General features: G+C 34.7%; 14 protein-coding genes. 8 read left to right on the top strand and 6 right to left on the bottom strand.

Features of this window, described 5'->3' with window-relative positions; translation table 11 throughout:
• Window positions 1–151: 151 nt before the first annotated feature.
• Together CLU97_RS12035 and CLU97_RS12030 are read left to right on the top strand one after the other, a co-directional pair.
• Complete coding sequence (locus CLU97_RS12035) at window positions 152–1,597, top strand: hypothetical protein (protein WP_147436475.1); 1,446 nt, start codon at window positions 152–154, stop codon at window positions 1,595–1,597.
• A gap of 332 nt (window positions 1,598–1,929) precedes the next feature.
• Window positions 1,930–2,256, top strand: coding sequence for a helix-turn-helix domain-containing protein (locus CLU97_RS12030; RefSeq protein ID WP_121488141.1), 327 nt, complete (start codon window positions 1,930–1,932; stop codon window positions 2,254–2,256).
• A 428-nt stretch (window positions 2,257–2,684) separates the two neighbouring features.
• On the opposite strand, the gene CLU97_RS12025 is transcribed toward CLU97_RS12030, so the two are convergent.
• The 4 genes from CLU97_RS12025 to CLU97_RS12010 all read right to left on the bottom strand — a co-directional run bounded on the left by CLU97_RS12025 (window position 2,685) and on the right by CLU97_RS12010 (window position 7,488).
• Window positions 2,685–3,479 (bottom strand): hypothetical protein, encoded by a 795-nt coding sequence (locus tag CLU97_RS12025; protein WP_183084559.1) that lies wholly within the window; start codon window positions 3,477–3,479, stop codon window positions 2,685–2,687.
• 401 nt (window positions 3,480–3,880) lie between these two features.
• Window positions 3,881–4,318: a hypothetical protein gene (locus CLU97_RS12020; RefSeq protein WP_121488139.1), complete on the bottom strand. Its 438-nt coding sequence runs from the start codon at window positions 4,316–4,318 to the stop codon at window positions 3,881–3,883.
• A gap of 22 nt (window positions 4,319–4,340) precedes the next feature.
• The gene (locus CLU97_RS12015) at window positions 4,341–7,166 is read right to left on the bottom strand and encodes a T9SS type B sorting domain-containing protein (RefSeq protein ID WP_121488138.1); all 2,826 of its coding nucleotides are present in this window, start codon (window positions 7,164–7,166) and stop codon (window positions 4,341–4,343) included.
• A gap of 91 nt (window positions 7,167–7,257) precedes the next feature.
• The gene (locus tag CLU97_RS12010) at window positions 7,258–7,488 is read right to left on the bottom strand and encodes a hypothetical protein (protein ID WP_121488137.1); all 231 of its coding nucleotides are present in this window, start codon (window positions 7,486–7,488) and stop codon (window positions 7,258–7,260) included.
• Between the two features lie 769 nt (window positions 7,489–8,257).
• On the opposite strand from CLU97_RS12010, the gene CLU97_RS12005 reads away from it, so the two are divergent.
• Complete coding sequence (locus tag CLU97_RS12005) at window positions 8,258–9,016, top strand: response regulator transcription factor (RefSeq protein WP_121488136.1); 759 nt, start codon at window positions 8,258–8,260, stop codon at window positions 9,014–9,016.
• Window positions 9,017–9,148: 132 nt separating this feature from the next.
• Here the strand turns inward: CLU97_RS12005 and CLU97_RS12000 are convergent, their stop codons facing one another.
• On the bottom strand, window positions 9,149–9,508 hold the full coding sequence (locus tag CLU97_RS12000) for a prevent-host-death protein (protein WP_089692434.1): 360 nt from the start codon (window positions 9,506–9,508) through the stop codon (window positions 9,149–9,151).
• A 252-nt stretch (window positions 9,509–9,760) separates the two neighbouring features.
• On the opposite strand from CLU97_RS12000, the gene gndA reads away from it, so the two are divergent.
• The 5 genes from gndA to CLU97_RS11975 all read left to right on the top strand — a co-directional run bounded on the left by gndA (window position 9,761) and on the right by CLU97_RS11975 (window position 16,076).
• Window positions 9,761–11,179 carry an NADP-dependent phosphogluconate dehydrogenase gene (gndA, locus tag CLU97_RS11995; RefSeq protein ID WP_121488135.1) on the top strand — a complete coding sequence of 473 codons (1,419 nt, stop codon included), beginning with the start codon at window positions 9,761–9,763 and terminating at the stop codon, window positions 11,177–11,179.
• A gap of 13 nt (window positions 11,180–11,192) precedes the next feature.
• Window positions 11,193–12,674, top strand: a complete 1,482-nt coding sequence (gene zwf, locus CLU97_RS11990; RefSeq protein ID WP_121488134.1) for a glucose-6-phosphate dehydrogenase — start codon at window positions 11,193–11,195, stop codon at window positions 12,672–12,674.
• Between the two features lie 27 nt (window positions 12,675–12,701).
• Window positions 12,702–13,412, top strand: coding sequence for a 6-phosphogluconolactonase (pgl, locus tag CLU97_RS11985; protein WP_121488133.1), 711 nt, complete (start codon window positions 12,702–12,704; stop codon window positions 13,410–13,412).
• 649 nt (window positions 13,413–14,061) lie between these two features.
• Complete coding sequence (locus CLU97_RS11980) at window positions 14,062–14,700, top strand: TetR/AcrR family transcriptional regulator (RefSeq protein WP_121488132.1); 639 nt, start codon at window positions 14,062–14,064, stop codon at window positions 14,698–14,700.
• Between the two features lie 737 nt (window positions 14,701–15,437).
• Window positions 15,438–16,076, top strand: a complete 639-nt coding sequence (locus CLU97_RS11975; protein ID WP_121488131.1) for a TetR/AcrR family transcriptional regulator — start codon at window positions 15,438–15,440, stop codon at window positions 16,074–16,076.
• Between the two features lie 72 nt (window positions 16,077–16,148).
• Here the strand turns inward: CLU97_RS11975 and CLU97_RS11970 are convergent, their stop codons facing one another.
• Complete coding sequence (locus CLU97_RS11970) at window positions 16,149–17,675, bottom strand: peroxidase, FMP-type (protein ID WP_121488130.1); 1,527 nt, start codon at window positions 17,673–17,675, stop codon at window positions 16,149–16,151.
• Between the last annotated feature and the right edge of the window lie 3 nt (window positions 17,676–17,678).

Genomic DNA, 17,678 nt, shown 5'->3' with positions numbered 1-17,678 from the left:
CGGTGAATTTTATATAATACATTAATTCTGTGTTTATTTTAATAATAATTATTTTTTTTATTAATTAAATTCGTATTTTAATACTAATATTGTTTTTTTTATTTACTGTTATGTTTATTACATGTATGAAATTTTTACACAAACTTAACATATGATGAAATTTATTTTTTTGTTTTTCCCGCTCTTACTGTTTGCCCAGCCTAAAATTACAGTAGAAACTATTCATAAGAGACTGGATATATCTAATAATCTTCTTATTGATGGTAAAACAGATGATATGATTGTATTGAATCTTTCAATACTTGAAGATGCAAAACATATTAATTATGCAGAAGGTAGGCTGTGTGCTTACTATAATTTAGCACTTGCTTATTCCTCGCAATATAAGTATGCTAAAAGCAATTACTATTTAAAGTTAATGGAGCCTGAATTTAAAAACTCAAATGCTGAGGATCAGGAGATTTCTATGAATATATTATACAGTATTAATTACAGAGGAATTAAAATGTATGATGAATCACTTAAAAAACTAAAGAAGAATTTGGTTTTAGCAAATGATTTAAAAAGTGATTCTACCAGACATGCGATAAAAGGACTAATTTTGGTTCAGATTGGGAAAAATTATATTGAGAAAAAGAAGTATGACTCTGTTGCTTATTATGGAAAGAAGATTATTAATGAACTGAAGCAGTCCAAAAAAATGGATTCAGGTATGAATACAAGCTTAAAAGCTGCCATGTTGCTTTTAGCCGAAGCAAAGCTCAACGAAAATAAAATTGATTCTGCAAAGTTTTATATAAGCTCGGCCCAATCTGTACCTGTACATTGGGGGAATAATGATTTTGCCACATTTAAGCTTATTGGACAGGTTTATGATACAAGAAAACAATACGATTCCGCTATTATAAACTATGAGAAAGCAATTATACTTGCTGCAAAAGCAAAGAATTTCAGAAAACTATCTGAGTTATACGAATTAATAAGCCGATCATATGAAAAAAACGGTCAAAGAGATAATGAAAAGAAATATGATTTTAAATATAACCGTCTTAATGATAGCCTAAAGAAGATAGATGAGGAGAATTTAAAAGATACTGTAGGTCTTTTTGTAGAAGAAAAACAGGAACCATTGAAGGATAAAAACAATCTCTTATTATACATTATATTTATAGGGATTGCGGGTGCTGTTATTATTATCTTTTTTGTATATAAGAAAATAAAAAGTAAAAATCAGATTTTACATATAAAAGAAAAAGAAACTCATGAGCTCAACCAGAAATTAAACTTTGCTTTTGAGGAAGTCATAATGCTTGCGAAAGATAATGATCCACAATTTCTTACACGTTTTCAGGAAGTTTATCCTGAGTTTATAGCAAACTTATTAAAAATTGAACCTCAGCTGCTCAATACAGAATTGAAGTTTTGTGCTTTGTTATTTCTTAATTTCTCTACAAAAGAAATTGCCAATTATAATTTTGTACAGCCCCAATCTATACAAGCCCGGAAAAATAAACTAAGAAAAAGATTGAATATTCCTTCTGATGAAGATATTTATGTCTGGATGAAAAATCTTAATAGTAATAAGACTAATTTATGATTGTAAAATCTTAGAATTGTAAAAATACCTGTCAATACTCAATCACTTTATATTTTTTAAATAACGACCATTCAATATCTATGTTTTGATGTTGAGATATGATTTTGTACGTATGTTGCAAGAATTTTCAAAAGAATACTGAAGAAATACTTTAATGTAATATCTAAGTAATACCTGTTTTTTTTGTTTGAAATTATAAAAAAATCATTTTTGTGGCAAGAAACACATAAAACAGAAATTTCTATAAACTCTAGCCGAAACATATCAAATCATAGATTTTAAAAACAAGAGTTTAGATTTACAATAGAAAAGTTGTTCAAGATTAATATAATATGGAAACAAAAGGGCCAAACTATAAAAAGATATACGAAGATATTTTGCGATTGCAGCATCCCACAAAAAAAGAAGAGTGTGAGAAGATTTTGTCTAAAACAGCTTTTTCAGTGAAAGATGTTATCAATATTAATAATATTATTTTTCCAAAAGCTACTCAGGAGACCCAATTTGCTAATCAGAGGCACCGTTCTTATGATAAAACATCTATTATAGAGATTCTGAATTATCAGAAAAAAAATAACCTGAATAATTCCGAATTGGCAAGGCATTTTAAACTAAGCCGAAATACCGTTGCCAAATGGAAAAAACAATTTTTAATTTAGTATGTTATCAGGTTGTATCGGTATTCTGATGCAGCCTGGTTTTTACTAAACGTGGATATAAAAGCAGAAATCTTCAGAGGTTTCTGCTTTTGCTTATTTTATGATAACCTTTTTTCCTGATAATTTTTTTTCATAAAAATATTTATTATGTAAATTGCTTTATTGTAGAATGAGAAATCTATTTGGGATAGTAAATATTAAGGTTCTTTCAATCAGTAGTTTCTTTGTGCCCTGTCATAAAGAATATTGGCTTTTTTTATTTTTAAAGACTTCATCATAAAAATGTGATGTAAAGAAAAGCTTTTCTTTACATCACATGATGATTTGTGTTTATAGAACCTTATAATATTTTTGTTAATAAGCCGGATTGAATCTTAAGGAATCTGGGAACAATTATCTTAAAAAACAAATTGCAGACAATATATTTTCTATTGAAATCTGTATATGGACAGTGACGAAATATTTACATTATTTATTGAACAACCATTTGTTGCACCACTCACGTTATAATCCGCAAATACCTGGTCTCCTGCTGCTAAGTTTATCGTTGTGAGCTGATTGGTGTTCAATTGCCCAGAAGTAAGTACTAAGTCAGCAGTATTAACTACCTTATAGGTCGATCCGCTTTTTATAATTGTTCTAAAATATGACGCAGCGCCTCCGGCAGCTCCTGTGCATCCAGCTACATATCCCGTAAGAGCTATTTGATAAACGCCGGCTTTAGGCGCTGTATACATTTGATTTGTAATGTCCCATGATCCTGGATCATTAATTACGATTGTACTTCCTGTTTGAGTAGCTTGATTAGAAAAATAAGCTAATTTTGCATTTGATGCTGGGGAATCGGTATCTAGCTGTTTTCCTGTTCCTTTCACTACTAAAACCAATTGTGAACTAGGGAGGGGAGCTGTTGTATTTACCTTTAGCCATCTGGAACCATCAAAAGAGTATGTGCCAACTGTTGTGACATTAATTGTTTGTCCAGATGGTGAAGGATCTGGAGTTGTAACATATACAAAGGCACCGGTTTGAGCAGCGGTATATGTTTTTGCTTTAAGTTGAACACCTGTCAGTCTTGGAGGAATTATTCCATCTAAGACAGCCGGGGTTGCAGGTTTTCCTATAACATCCAAAGTTGCCTGAGGAGTAGTTGTGTTTATCCCCACTTGCGAATACGCTATAGTAGAAATCATCGCAGGGATTAATAAAAATAATTTTTTCATCTTTTTGTTTAATGTTTTTTTTTCACAGTGCAATTTTAGCATAAAAACTAAATTGTTTCAAAAAAACAAATACAACAAAAATACAACGTTGTATTTAATTAACTGTTATTCAGTGTTTTATTTTTTTGTGTTTATTTTGTGTTCTGATTGGTATTGCTAATTATTTTCTTTAAGAAAAGGAAATTTAACTCAAAAAAAAATCTAATTAATGGCTTATTTTAGCGAATATTATAAATATTGGGGATGAACCTGTCAAATTTTATATTTATCTGAGTTTTTCCACCAAAGGAATCGCTGGCTATACTTTACTTCAGTAAGAACAGTTAAGTCCGGAAAAAAAGAGAGACTATTTCAAAATGAAATAGTCTCCGGATTTAATTAATTTCCGTCAAAACAGATCATTAATTTCTTATGGTTGAAATATGGATGTTTTTTTGTCCGTTAGTATCTATAACTTCTATGTTGCTGATCATTTCATTATAGACCAGGGTAGTGGTATCACTGAACTGATATTCTTCAATAAATACAGGCGTGCCTTTGGGAAGGTTATTCTGTTCATTCAGCATTTCCAGAGACAGGCTGTCCGGGTAACCTGCATTTTTCTTAAACGTGATTTCTATTAAACCGTTATCAGCCAGATAATCAAACTTTTTGAGATGGGAAGGAAGACTGGCTTTGGTTTTAAAAACAGCTGCTTTTTCAATGCTGTTCTTGTAAAGATCAAACATTGCGGCTGTCCCGACTGTATTATTGTAGACTGCAAATTTCACATTACTGTTTTTTTGAGCGAAAAGCACTCCTGAAAAACACACAAAGAATATATATAATAGCTTTTTCATGCTTACGATAGGTATTTAAATATTAATTTCTGTTTTTTACCATGATCCATCCGGTATATTTTATTGGAGTCTGTTTTTTGTTGTCCTCATTCCAGCCCATATCAAACCAGTAGTTTCCGGTAGATACATTCTTACCGCCAGTACTTCCGTCCCATTGGTATCCGTTTTCTTTATTTCCTTCATGAATTTTACTTCCATATCTGTCGTAAATGCTGAAAGTGAAATTAGGTTTCCCGGATAAAGCAGAATAATCCAGTACATCATTAATTCCGTCTCCGTTAGGCGTGATGATGTTGATCAGATTCGGCACTGTAACTTCTACTTCTACAGGTGTACAGTTATAAGAATCTTTTACATAGAACGTATGGCTTCCGCGGGGAACATTGGTGAATACATTTTCATTCTGCCAGTTTACCTTATCCATTGAATATTGATAAGGTGCTGCTCCTGCAATTACAGTCAGGGTAACAATATTATTACTGATAGTAATATCTGCAATAACAGGATTTTCAGAAGGATAAACTTTTACAGTCTGTCTGGTAGTACACTCTCTGGTTTTCAGATCTACCCAATACGTTCCCACGCCTACATTTTTGATGGATTGTGTAGTAGCTCCTGTGCTCCAAAGATAAGAAGTAAACCCAGGCCCGGCATCCAGTGTGGTGGTATTTTCCATACAGATAATCTGATCCTTTAATACGTCTGAGTAAGTAGGAGGGATCACAGTAAGCGTTACTTCTGCAACTCTGTAACATCCGTTGGCGTTGCTTACTTTGATATAAACTACACCGTCTGGAGCAATATAATTGGCAGGGGTCAGGATTTCATTGGTTCCGTTTTCTGCATCAGCAGGAGACGGGTAATACTGTTTAGTGGTCCCCGGCTGTACATTCACTCCGGCAGATGTTAAATCAAATTTACCAAGCACCGGATTAGTAGGTTCGAAACATGAGCTTAAAGCAGCATTTTGAACGATAGGGCTTTCAGAAACTGTTAAAGTTAAAGTTACCTGCTCGCAATCTGTAAAATCAGGATTGTTACCACAGAATTTATAAACAATAGTATCTGTACCCATATAACCGAAATTAGGAGTATAATTAATAACTCCGGCCGGATCTACGCTGGCTGTGCCGTTTACCGGATGTGTCAAAATTGTTACCGTACTCGGAACATAGCTTTGGGTAGAATTGGAAAATTCAGGAACGATAGCCTGATATCCTTCGCAGACCGTCATAGCTTTAGTAGATTCTTCAAGACATGTATACACTTTATACACCGGAGTAACAGCCGGAGTACAAGAACCTACAGCAATTCTTACCGTATAATTTCCAGAAACCAGCGGTGTAAAAGTATTGGAATTAGCCCCGGTAATAGGATTTCCATTCAGGAACCATTGATACGTATCGTAGCTGTCATCAACCTCTAAAACAATACCCGGAATACACTCTCCTGTTTGCTTTGCAATTAATGGAATAGAAGAGAAACCTGCAAAATATCCTCCGTATCCGGATGTACTGTACCCTCCATTAATCCCCGCAGTTACTGCTTTGTCAGAAATAACCGTTACGTTTCCGGTAATAGAAGGGATAGCATAGGTCACCCAGCTGTTGTTTCCCGTTAATGGAAAAGGACCTTCTGAAGCAAGTGGCTGAGCTCCGTTGACGGTTACATTGGCTCCGGCTTCAGTTAAAATATTGAGTTTTACAATAGTTCCGTTAGGAACCATACTTGTGGTTCCTGTTCCGGTTGGCATTTCGTTAATTTTTCCGATCTCGTCAATTTTTCTGGGCAGAAAACAGTTTAATGGCGGAATATAGTTATAACCACACGTCGCACTGCTGTTTCCCACTGAAACCAGCTGATACAGATAAACATTTTTTGAAGTAGTGATGAACATATTAAAATGTCCCGAAGTTCCCTGCTGCACATAATTGCTTCCCGAAATTCTATAAAAATCACCACTGTTGATGGTTGCAATAGGGGTATTGGACCCATTAATGAATATCTGCGTGTGATCTTCGGTTCCTACAATGATACCACCTTCCAGATCGTCCGTTGTAGATCTGGTTCTTACCATGGCAAAAGTACTTCCAAGTCTTTCTGTTGGCACAGACTGATCGAGAATTGCATCTGAGCCGGAACTTGTATTGCTTCCGAAATTTCCATTCACATTTCCGTTGGTAAGCGTAATGGGTTTATCCGAAACAATTTTAGCCCCAATAAAAGCTGATTGATTCAGCCCTCCCGTTCCCGGGCCGCCGGCAAAAATAAAAGATTGTCCTTTATTCAGGGTAACTGTCTGAGTGTTGGTTCCTACAGGTGCTGCACCGAAGAATGCTATATTTCCGTTCCATGTAGCAGTAACTACAGTATTGTTTTCTGTGGCTAATATACCTGCCGTAAAATTATAACCGCTAAGCGATGAAGTAGTAGGAGTTCCGGCTACATAAAATTCCTTTCCGATTCCGGCTTTTCCTTTACTTGTTATAATTTCAGCGTGTGTGGTGCTGCTTACGATTCTTAATGAACAGTAGAACGGTTTGGTTCCCTGTACATGTAACCCTTTATTGATGATACTGAATGCATCTGAAGTTACATTTGCCGCAATATTCGCAATAGGCACAACAAATATCTGAGGAGCATTTTTACTTATTGTTACTGTACCAATAGGAGCGTTGTTACTGTTAACGGTAACTACAAAAGGCGTTGCAGAATCAGTAGAAAGGTATAATGCCTGCGTATAACTTGTTGATGCATAGTAAGGCGCAAACCAGTGATCCGTATCTCTTTGAGCCGAAATAGGAATGCTCAATAAGATAAATAATAAACTAAATATAATGTTTTTCATGAATTGCAGAGTTTTGATTCTAAAAATTGAATTGTATTTACAAAAAGAGTGGAGATTCTTTTATAAATTTCTTCTTAGCAGTTATGTATCTCTAACATATACATTCCGGGGATAAGACTGTTTTGCCAGCCATTCCTGAAGGTTTCCATTCAGTATTGGTATTTGAAGAAATTGAAATGAGGTTCTGGCTGGTCCGGTGTGCCGGAAGTGCACCCGTACCGAATGACTGTAAAAAAGGCTCCGGAAAAGGAGTGCAGATCTGTCCCCTGGCAGGGAACGTGAAAACCAGAAAAAATAAAATAACAGGTAGAATTTTTCTCATATAGTTTCATTTTAAGTTAGTATTCATAATCCAATGAGCTTAAAGATTTCTTCGGGCTGATGGACAGAGTTTTTCCATGGGATTTTCAGTTAAATCCATAAAAAATGCTCTCTGTATCAAGTCACAGAGTCGATATGCTGTTTAAAGTATATACTGTATTTCCACCATATCTTCTCATAAAAAGTATGAATGGGTCAACAGAATCATTAGTGGGATATAAGTAAGTGAGAGTAGATGTGCATACAGATCCGTGAATATTTGTATTTTTTAATGAACAGAAATGATTCACTTACCTGCATTGAAATTTGAGTAGAGTTTAATTTGTTTTAGTTTTTTTCATTTTGCTAAGAGGTTTCTTAAATATTAATTTTGTTATTTTGATTTGGGTAAAAATAATTTAATAAAAATTTAATATTACTATACTTTTGTATAGTTTTAACTCATAACTTGTTGAATTAAATTAAAACAGTTTTCAAAGAAATGCTTTCAGAGGAGACTAAAGACAGGTTTTCATTTTTGAGTAGATATTTTTTTATCTGATAATTCTGTTTCTATACCACGGCAGCGCGGGAAAATGTTTTTTTTGGCTATTAAAAATTTAATAAAACAATAAAGTTTAGGTTTTTTTATTATTAAAATAAATACTTTGTAGTTTTTAATTTAATTATAATTAAGTTTTGATAGATTTTTTATTTAGCTTAATTATGAATATGTTTGCAAAAAGTAGTCTTATAAAATAGTTTTATATCCCAATTATCATGTCAACAATATGAGTGATAAAATAAATTTATTATATACCAGGAAAAGATCTGGTAATGTGTCGTTTGCTGAAGAAAAGAGCGTGAATAAATACTTTAATGTGCTGAAAGCCTTATCAAAAACCAGCTTGGGCTGCGCGTACATTGCAGATCTCAAAACAAGAAAACTGGAATTTATTTCAGGGAATCCTTTACTTTTTTCCGGACTGGGTGCTGCTGAGGTTGAAAAAATGGGTTATAGCTTTTTCCGTAAATACACCAAGAAGGAGGATCTCGAAATATTAAAAAAAGTAAGCACTAATGGGCTGAAGTTCTTCGAGTGTCTTTCACCGGAAGAAAAAAAAGCACATACCATTACCTATGATTTCCATGTTAAATCTGCTAATAGTGTAGATGTTCTTGTGAATCATAAAATTACACCTATAGAAATCTGTGATCAGGGAGAAATTTCTAAAATAGTCTGTGTAGTATCCTATTCCCTGAGCCGAACTGCTGGAAATATCCGTGTCATTTCCAACACATCGGATTCTTATTGGAAGTATAATCTTTTTACCGGAAAATGGACAGAAGAATGTAAAATTACCTTGAAAATAAGGGAAATTGAAATTATAAGGCTCTATCTTCAGGGGTTAACAATAGAAGAAATTGCAGAGCAGTTGTTTGTATCTCCCAGTACCATAAAGTTTCACAGGAGCAAATTGTTTGAAAGAATTGGAGTGAAAAATATTATTGAAGCAATTTCTTACGTAATATCGAATAATTTGATTTAAATTATACTATTTGAAAAATTTTCCGGATCACTTACAGTTTTTAAGATTTTGAAAACTGAATTTTTCCTTTTGCTATAATATTTTTTGAGAACTGCTCCCTTACAAAATATAAAGGAGCAATACCCGAACAGCTTAGTTAAGCTGATAATTCGCAATCACTAAACTCAGAATGAAGTGCACATAGTTCTCTTCAACCTCTTTTCTATTGATCAGTTTGTTTTTATATTCATAAGAATTAAGATCTCTGGATAATTTCTGATACGTTTCAAAATCATCACCCTTAATCTTTACTCTGATGTTACCGTCTCTTCTGTTGATGAGTACATCATCTAAAGTTCTTACTTTAAATAAAACTTCACATAATGTAGGACGGGCCTTCATGGACCCGATATATCTTTCAACTATATTAATCTTGAACGAATCAAATTTGACGTTATGAAAAACAATTTTAGAATTAGGCTCCTGAGTGTTGAGTTCAAGTTTATAGTTCATTACTTTATAAATTTTGGCAAATATAAGTTTAATTATGCCAAAAAACAGACTGTTTTAATAGATCATTCCCATAATAATAATTGAATTTTATTCTATAAGACCAAAATTATGTGAAAATGTGGACATTAGATACTTATAAATAAAGGAATAATTAGGGGCTTATAGAATTTTTTCCATTCTTTATTTTTTTCCTTATTGGCATTTCCGTAATTTTATTGTCTGTATAACAAAATTCATATTAATACCAATATAATGGAAAGATATAGTTATGGAATGGTTGGCCTTGGAGTAATGGGGCGGAATCTGCTTTATAATATTGCTGACAATGGGTTTTCAATCGCAGGATTCGACCTTGATCAGAATAAAGTTAAAGAATTAGAAAAGGAAGCCGCTTCAGAAATGAAAGTGAAAGGTACAGGCTCTTTAGAAGATTTTGTATCAGCATTAGAAACCCCAAGGAAAATTATTTTGATGGTTCCTGCCGGAAAACCTGTGGATGCCGTACTGGAAAGCATCACACCGCTTTTGAGTGAAGGTGATATTGTAATAGATGCAGGAAACTCTTATTTTGAAGATACCAACAGACGAGTTGCTGATCTTGCATCCAAAAAACTTCACTTTATGGGAATGGGAGTGTCTGGTGGTGAAAAAGGTGCCAGAAGAGGACCAAGTATAATGCCTGGAGGAGATCTTGAAGCTTTTAAACTTTTAAAACCAATGCTGGAAGCCATTGCCGCAAAAGTAGATAACGAAGCATGTACCGCTTACATGGGCAAAGGATCTGCCGGAAACTATGTGAAAATGGTACATAACGGTATTGAATATGCCATCATGCAGCTTATCAGTGAAGCTTATGACCTTCTTAAAAGAGGAGCTGGTTTAAATAATGATCAGCTTTACCAGGTTTTCAGAGACTGGAATAATGGGGAAATGAACTCTTTCCTGATCGAAATTACCAGAGATATTTTCACACAGAAAGATACATTCACAGAAAATTATCTTGTGGATCAGATTTTAGATAAAGCCGGAGCCAAAGGAACCGGAAAATGGACTTCTGAGCAGGCTATGGAAATTGGAGTTTCTATTCCAACCATTGATATTGCGGTAACTTCCAGAATTTTATCAGCCTATAAAGAAGAAAGAATTCAGGCTTCAAAAATATATTCTGAAAAAGAAATCACAAAACCGGAAAACACAGAATTGTTTATTCAGGAGGTAGGTGATGCGCTTTTCCTTTCAACATTAATCAGCTATGCACAAGGTTTATCTTTATTGGTAAAAGCATCTGAAGAATATGGCTTTGAAATTCCATTGAAAGATGTGGTGAAAATCTGGAGAGGAGGATGTATCATTCGTTCTGTATTGCTGGAGAAATTCTATTCTGCATACACTCAAAATCCTAATCTTTCTAATATTCTTCTTGATCACGATATTTCCGAACTGGTAAAATCTAAGATCAAAGCGTTAAGAAAAACAGCCGGATTTGCCGTTACCAACGGAATTTCAAGTTTAGGAATTCAGACCGCTTTAGGATATTTTGATGCTTATACCACAGAATCTCTTCCTGTGAACTTAATCCAGGCTCAGCGTGATTATTTCGGTGCTCATACTTATCAGCGTATTGACAGAGAGGGCGTTTTTCACACTTCTTGGCAAACAGCAAACAACTAAAATTCGGAAAAAAATGAATCAAAATAGAATCTTGCAGCCAACATCTATCGTTATTTTTGGTGCTACAGGAGATCTGGCAAAAAGAAAACTTTTTCCGGCATTTTACAACTTATATATCGATGGCAGAATGCCTAAAGGCTTCAATATTGTAGCATTGGGAAGGGCAGAAAATACCAACGAAAATTTCAGAAATTATATCAAAGAAAACCTTGAAAGCTTCTCCAGAAAGAAGGTGACTTCTGAAGACTGGGCAGGCTTTCAGGCTCATATTACTTATTTTCAGCATCAGCTGGATGAAGAAGCTTCTTATCAGAATCTACAGCAAAAGCTTCAGGATTTCGATGCCGTTTACGGAGTAAGAGCCAACAGGCTATTTTACCTGTCAATAGGCCCTAATTTTATTACCACGATTTCAAATCATATCAAAACAACGTCATTAGCTTCCGATCCGAAGAAAGACCGAATTATTATTGAAAAACCTTTTGGGCATAATAAGCAGTCGGCAATCGAACTGAACAGTCTTCTGGCAAAAACATTTGAAGAAGAACAAATTTATCGTATTGATCATTATTTAGGTAAAGAAACGGTACAGAATATATTGGCATTCAGATTTGGAAATTCTATTTTTGAGCCTTTATGGAAGCATAAATATATAGAATCTGTACAGATTACCGTAGCTGAAGAAGTAGGAGTGGAAACCAGAGGAGCTTTCTACGAACAGACAGGAGCTTTGAGGGATATGATTCAGAACCACTTGTTACAAATCCTTTGCATGGTGGCTATGGAACCTCCAGCTTCATTACAGTCTGGGGAGATCAGAGATCGTAAAGTAGATGTGTTGAAATGCATCCGCAGAATTTCTCCGGATCAGGTAGATCATTACGCAGTAAGAGGTCAATATGGAAAAGGTACCATTAATGGAGTAGAAGTCAAGGGATATCGTCAGGAAGACGGAATTGCTTCAGATTCCAATACAGAAACTTTTGCTGCTATTAAGTTTTATCTGGATAACGAAAGATGGCAGGATGTTCCTTTCTACGTTCGTACCGGAAAAAAAATGAAAGAAAAACATTCTTATATTACCATCCAGTTTAAGCCGCTTCCTCATTCCACATTCTCAGACAGTCCACATCTTTTATCTGCCAACAGGTTGATTATTAATATTCAACCAATGATGGATATCAGACTGCAGTTTATGACGAAAAAACCGGGACTAACGCTGGATCTTAAACCTGCAGAAATGATTTTTGATAATTTCGCCTGCCAGGATGATACTCCCGAAGCGTATGAAACCCTTTTACAGGATGCTCTTTTAGGAGATCTTACCCTGTTTATGCGTTCCGATCAGGTAGAAGAAGCCTGGGATGTGGTTACCACCATACAGGAAGCCTGGGAAAGTAATAAAGACCTGTCTTTCCCAAATTATAAAGCAGGAAGCTGGGGACCGGAAGACGTTAATGCTTTGGTGGAAAGACAAGGGCACAGCTGGGTATAAAAGAATATAAAATTTAAACAGAAAAAAATGAATATTACAGTATTTGACGATCTGGAAAAACTGTACACAAAGGCAGCAGAGGCATTTGTTGACCTTTCGAAGAAATCTATTCAGAAAAATGACCGCTTTGTGGTTGCATTGAGTGGAGGTTCTTCTCCCAAAGCTATTTTCAGGTTATTGGCGACTCCGGAATATGCAGGAAAAATAGAATGGAATAAAGTCTATTTCTTTTGGGTAGACGAAAGATGGGTTCCTTTAAACGATGATAAAAGCAACTTCCGAATGACGGATGAAGCTCTTCTCAGCCAGGTTCCTGTAAACAAAAACCACGTTTTTCCTATGTATGCTGAGGGAATTCTTCCGGAAGACTATGCAAAAAACTACGAAGAACAGATCAGAAGCGTTTTGGGTGACGAAGGTGTTTTTGATTTTATCCTTTTGGGAATGGGAGATGATGGTCATACCGCATCATTATTTCCAGGCGAAGCAGTCTTAAATGAAAAAGAAAAATGGGTATCCGCTTACTATCTTAAGCCCCAGGAAATGTTCAGGATCACATTAACTGCACCATTGATTAACAAAGCTGGAAATATTCTTGTTGTAGCATTTGGAGAATCAAAAAAACATGCCCTGAATGAAGTGCTGAATGGTGAATATAATCCTGCATTATACCCAATGCAGCTTATTGAAAGAAAAGATGGCTTTGAGTTTTTCACAGACGAAAAAGCAAAAGGATAATTTCCTTTACTCTTTAAAATATAAGAGACTGTCCTGAGACAGTCTCTTTTCATATCAACTATTCTAAAAACCGATCATCGGTATATACAGTCTTGTGTAATTTTAAAAAACAGTATCATTAAACTGTTAACGATACTGTTGCATTTAGTGCTTTTACCTTAGTTGCTTGTTTCGAAAACTTTACATTTTTCTCAACTCAAATAGTGCTTCTATGTAAAATGGTTATTAGTTTGAAGCAAATATACAAAATAAGACACTACAAAGTGTCTAAAAGTAAAAAAAAAGTGTTAAAATTTTGATATTTTTTTTAAAGTACTGTTTATCAGTTTGTTTTATTGGTGTCGAGAGTCAAAAAATAATTGTAATGATCATTTTATCATCATTTATACTAAAAATACTTTCATAAAATAAAAACAGCACCATAAGGATGATAATGATGCTGTTGGAGTCATGTTTCACCTCAGTTATTCCATATTAAATGGTTAAGCAGAGGGAACTAACGATACAACCTGATCTCTCTTAATCTCACAACTTAGATCATTTGCTTATATAAAAATGGTTATTAGTTGATGCAAATATATACATTTAGACACTAAAAAGTGTCTAAATAGAAAAAAATTTCTTAAACTTGTACGATTGAAAGTTTACCATGGAAAGAAAGTCAGCGGCAGGAAGTATCCGTAATAAAGAACGCAGTAAAAAAAAATTTTTGGATGCAGTGGGAAAGATACTGAGAACAAAAGGATACACCGCACTAAAGGTGAGTAGTATCGCTGCCGCTGCCGGAGTAGATAAAAAAATGATCTATTCTTATTTTGATGGACTAGATGGTCTGATAGATGAATATATAAAAACGCAGGATTACTGGAGCAAAGTAACCATTGAAGAAGTAGAAAAAATAAAACCAAAACTGGATGACGGGGGAAAATCTTTTATGGAAGAAATGCTGTTATCACAATTTGATTATGTTTACACCCATAAGGAAGCACAAAAACTACTTCTATGGCGTTTATCAGAACCGCGTAAAGCATTAAGAAAATTAACGGATACTCAGGAAGAAAACGGAGAGTATATTTTTAAACTGCTGATGGACTCTCACTTCAAAGATAACACAGAAGATGTGCGTTCTATTATGGCAATTCTTGTTTCAGGATTATATTACCTGAATATGTATGCCGCCATGAATGGAAGTATTTTCTGCGGAATAGACGTGAACAGTATCAGAGGAAGAGATAAAATAAAGAAAGCGATTTCTTTTTTGCTAAAGCATACGTATGAAAATTTATAGTGTGTAAGTTGAAATTTGTAAGATATTAAGTCTAAAAAAAAAACAAAACCATTAGAATTCTAATGGTTAGTTTGTGAGTTGTGTTTCTACCTTAGCTTTTTCGCTTTCGAAATTGTCTTAAAGTGAGGGAACTTAAATAATACAACCTTAATTGTTTTATTTTTTCAACCTAAAAGTGTTTTTAAATATATAGATGGTTTTAGTTTCTACAAATATATAAAATAAGACACTGTAAAGTGTGTAAAAAGATTAAATTTTTGTTAATTTTATTTAATGTGTTGATTATCAGTTTATTTATTTTTTATATTTCATAATGAATTGTCTCTTTTTGTTAGAGTTATGGTTCATTTTGGGCTATTAAACAAAGTAAATCTGGTTTTGTTCAAGAGTAAAAACATCTATTTTGGAATAAATAATAATTAATACCATAAAAAAAATCTATAAAAACTATTTCATTGATGGCAGATGTAGTTTTTAGGAAATAAAAAAACAGCATCACTATGGAAAATGATACTGTTTGGTTGTGTTTTTACCCCAGTTGTTTTATGTTAAAATATTTCAAACTGAGGAAACTAACGATACAATCTGAATAGTTTTTAATTTTTCAATCCCGATAGTGTTTTATATATAGAATGGTGTTAGTTGGTGCAAATATATATAAATAGTTGATATTAGACACTTGTTGGTGTCTAAAATAATAAAAAAAATTCTTAAACTTGTATATTGAATGTTTAGTCATGGAAAGAAAGTCAGCATCAGGTAGTATTAGAAATAAAGAACGCAGTAAGAAAAAGTTTTTAGATGCAGTAGGAAAAATTCTGAAAACGAAAGGGTATGCAGGATTGAAGATCAATGATATCGCTGCAACCGCAGGAGTAGACAAGAAAATGATCTATACGTATTTTGGCGGAATGGATGGGTTGATGGACGAATATGTTCGTACACAAGACTTCTGGGTAAAAGTTAATAGCGAAGAAGTAGAAAAGATGAAGCCGAATCTTGAAGATGGAGGACAAGAATTTATCCGGCATATGCTGCTCTCACAGTTTGACTATGTATATACCAATAAAGAAGCTCAGAAACTTCTTTTATGGACGATTTCCGAACCGAGAAAATCATTGAAAAAACTAATCGATACCCAGGAAGAAAATGGAGAATATATTTTCAAATTATTGATGGAATCTCATTTTAAAGATAAAATGGATACCTATCGTTCCATTATGGCGATTATGGTTTCCGGATTGTATTATCTGAATATGTTTGCTTCCCTGAATGGCAGTATTTTCTGCGGAATTGACGTAAATACACCGGAAGGCCGTGAAAAAATTAAAAAAGCAATATCTTTTATGGTAGACCAGACCTATGAAGGATTGTAATGATAAGAAATAATATAGTAAAAATAGAAAGGGGCAATCATTTGCCCCTTTTTGTATTCTTTTAATGTGTATTTATCCTTTATGATAAGGACACCCTGAAGCGGCATCAGAACTTCCGTTTGTATTGTAAAACTGCTCTTCAATGACTTTTCTCTGATCCTCAGGAATATCCTGTATCTTACGAAGGGTATTCACCTGAATATGAGGCCAGCTTGTAGTACCTCCGTCATTTCCGAAATCAAATTCGAAGAATACAATTTGCTCATACTGCAGCTGAAGAATCTCTTTTCCGTCTTCAATAACGGTTTCAATCCACATATCCATATCCACTTCTACAGTCGGAACAAAACGGTTCACAAAAGGAACGTTCAGGACTCCTCCCTGCGCTCCGGTTTTCATCTTGGAAGACATTCTTACATGGACATAATTGCTTACCTTCTGGCCTCTTAATGTATCCCTAAGTCTCAGATCCGGTCGTACAGCATAAGGATATAAATCGTCTGCAAGAATCCTCTGGGTATAAATTTTGTTTGAACCCGGATCATTCTCATCATTTAACGTTTCATGAACCCAATCCGGTGCCGGTTTATCAAGATCAATGATTTCCTCAGGTGTTACTCCTGCATTACCCATTGTACGTGAAATAGAAAGGTGATTGGTTTCCCAGGCTTCTTTACCATAAGGGAATTGAGGGGAGCCTTCAATTAAATAGAACGTTGTATTATCTTTATTTTGAGGAATAATATCTCCAAGCAAAGTAATGGTACTTCCATGAGGGATCACACCGCTTCGCGAGATAGAGTAATCCGGGATGAAATAAGGACCGTCAAGTCCTGCTCCCGGCTTTATTTCCTGAGCCGGAATAATTTCATAATAAGGCTGCCCCGGCTGCAGCTGGCTTTGAAGGATATATTGAGGATTTTCTACTCCGTCTGGTGTAATTCTTAACAAAGGCTCATCTCTGTATTCTCCTGTATAGCCATATTTAGCATCTTCTGTTGAAACAGCATGGATACCGCGGTCTCTTTCAATAGATTCCTTAGTTGCAGCATGGTTGTAAACATCACTTAGCCAAAGATACATTCCGTTTTCTTCATGAATAGGCGTGTACTTTAAAGCGTCCTGACCTTGCACTGAATTTACGCTCTTAATGCTTTGTTCGTATTTCACTGCCCCACAGAAAAGCTCACTAGCGCCACCGCGGTTACGAACTCCGCCCGGAACAATGGAAAATGTTAACTTTTCAATATATTCTTCACTGTCAAAAGCGAATTTTCCGGGTATCGTTCCTGAATTGGTTCCCGGGGAAGGCATAATGGTAGTATGCACTCCGCTTGCTAATGAAGGCTTGGTAATATCTTTATTGTAGTTAACGTTATAGCTTACCCACGTACCGTCTAATGCGGCAAGAATTCCATAATCTACACTATTTTCAATTGCCTGAAGGTTGTCTTCTCTGAATGGTCTTACAGGATCATCAATAAGAAGCTTTGAATATCCGTCCATAAGCTCAGCCAGATTAGTTTCCTGTTTGCCCGGCATCTTACGGAATAACTGTTCACCTCCTGCCTGTGTACTTTCTTTTTTTCTTTTTAACATGAT

It is taken from the genome of Chryseobacterium sp. 7 (assembly GCF_003663845.1).
Taxonomy (GTDB): domain Bacteria; phylum Bacteroidota; class Bacteroidia; order Flavobacteriales; family Weeksellaceae; genus Chryseobacterium.
This window is presented reverse-complemented; position numbering and strand designations above follow the sequence as displayed.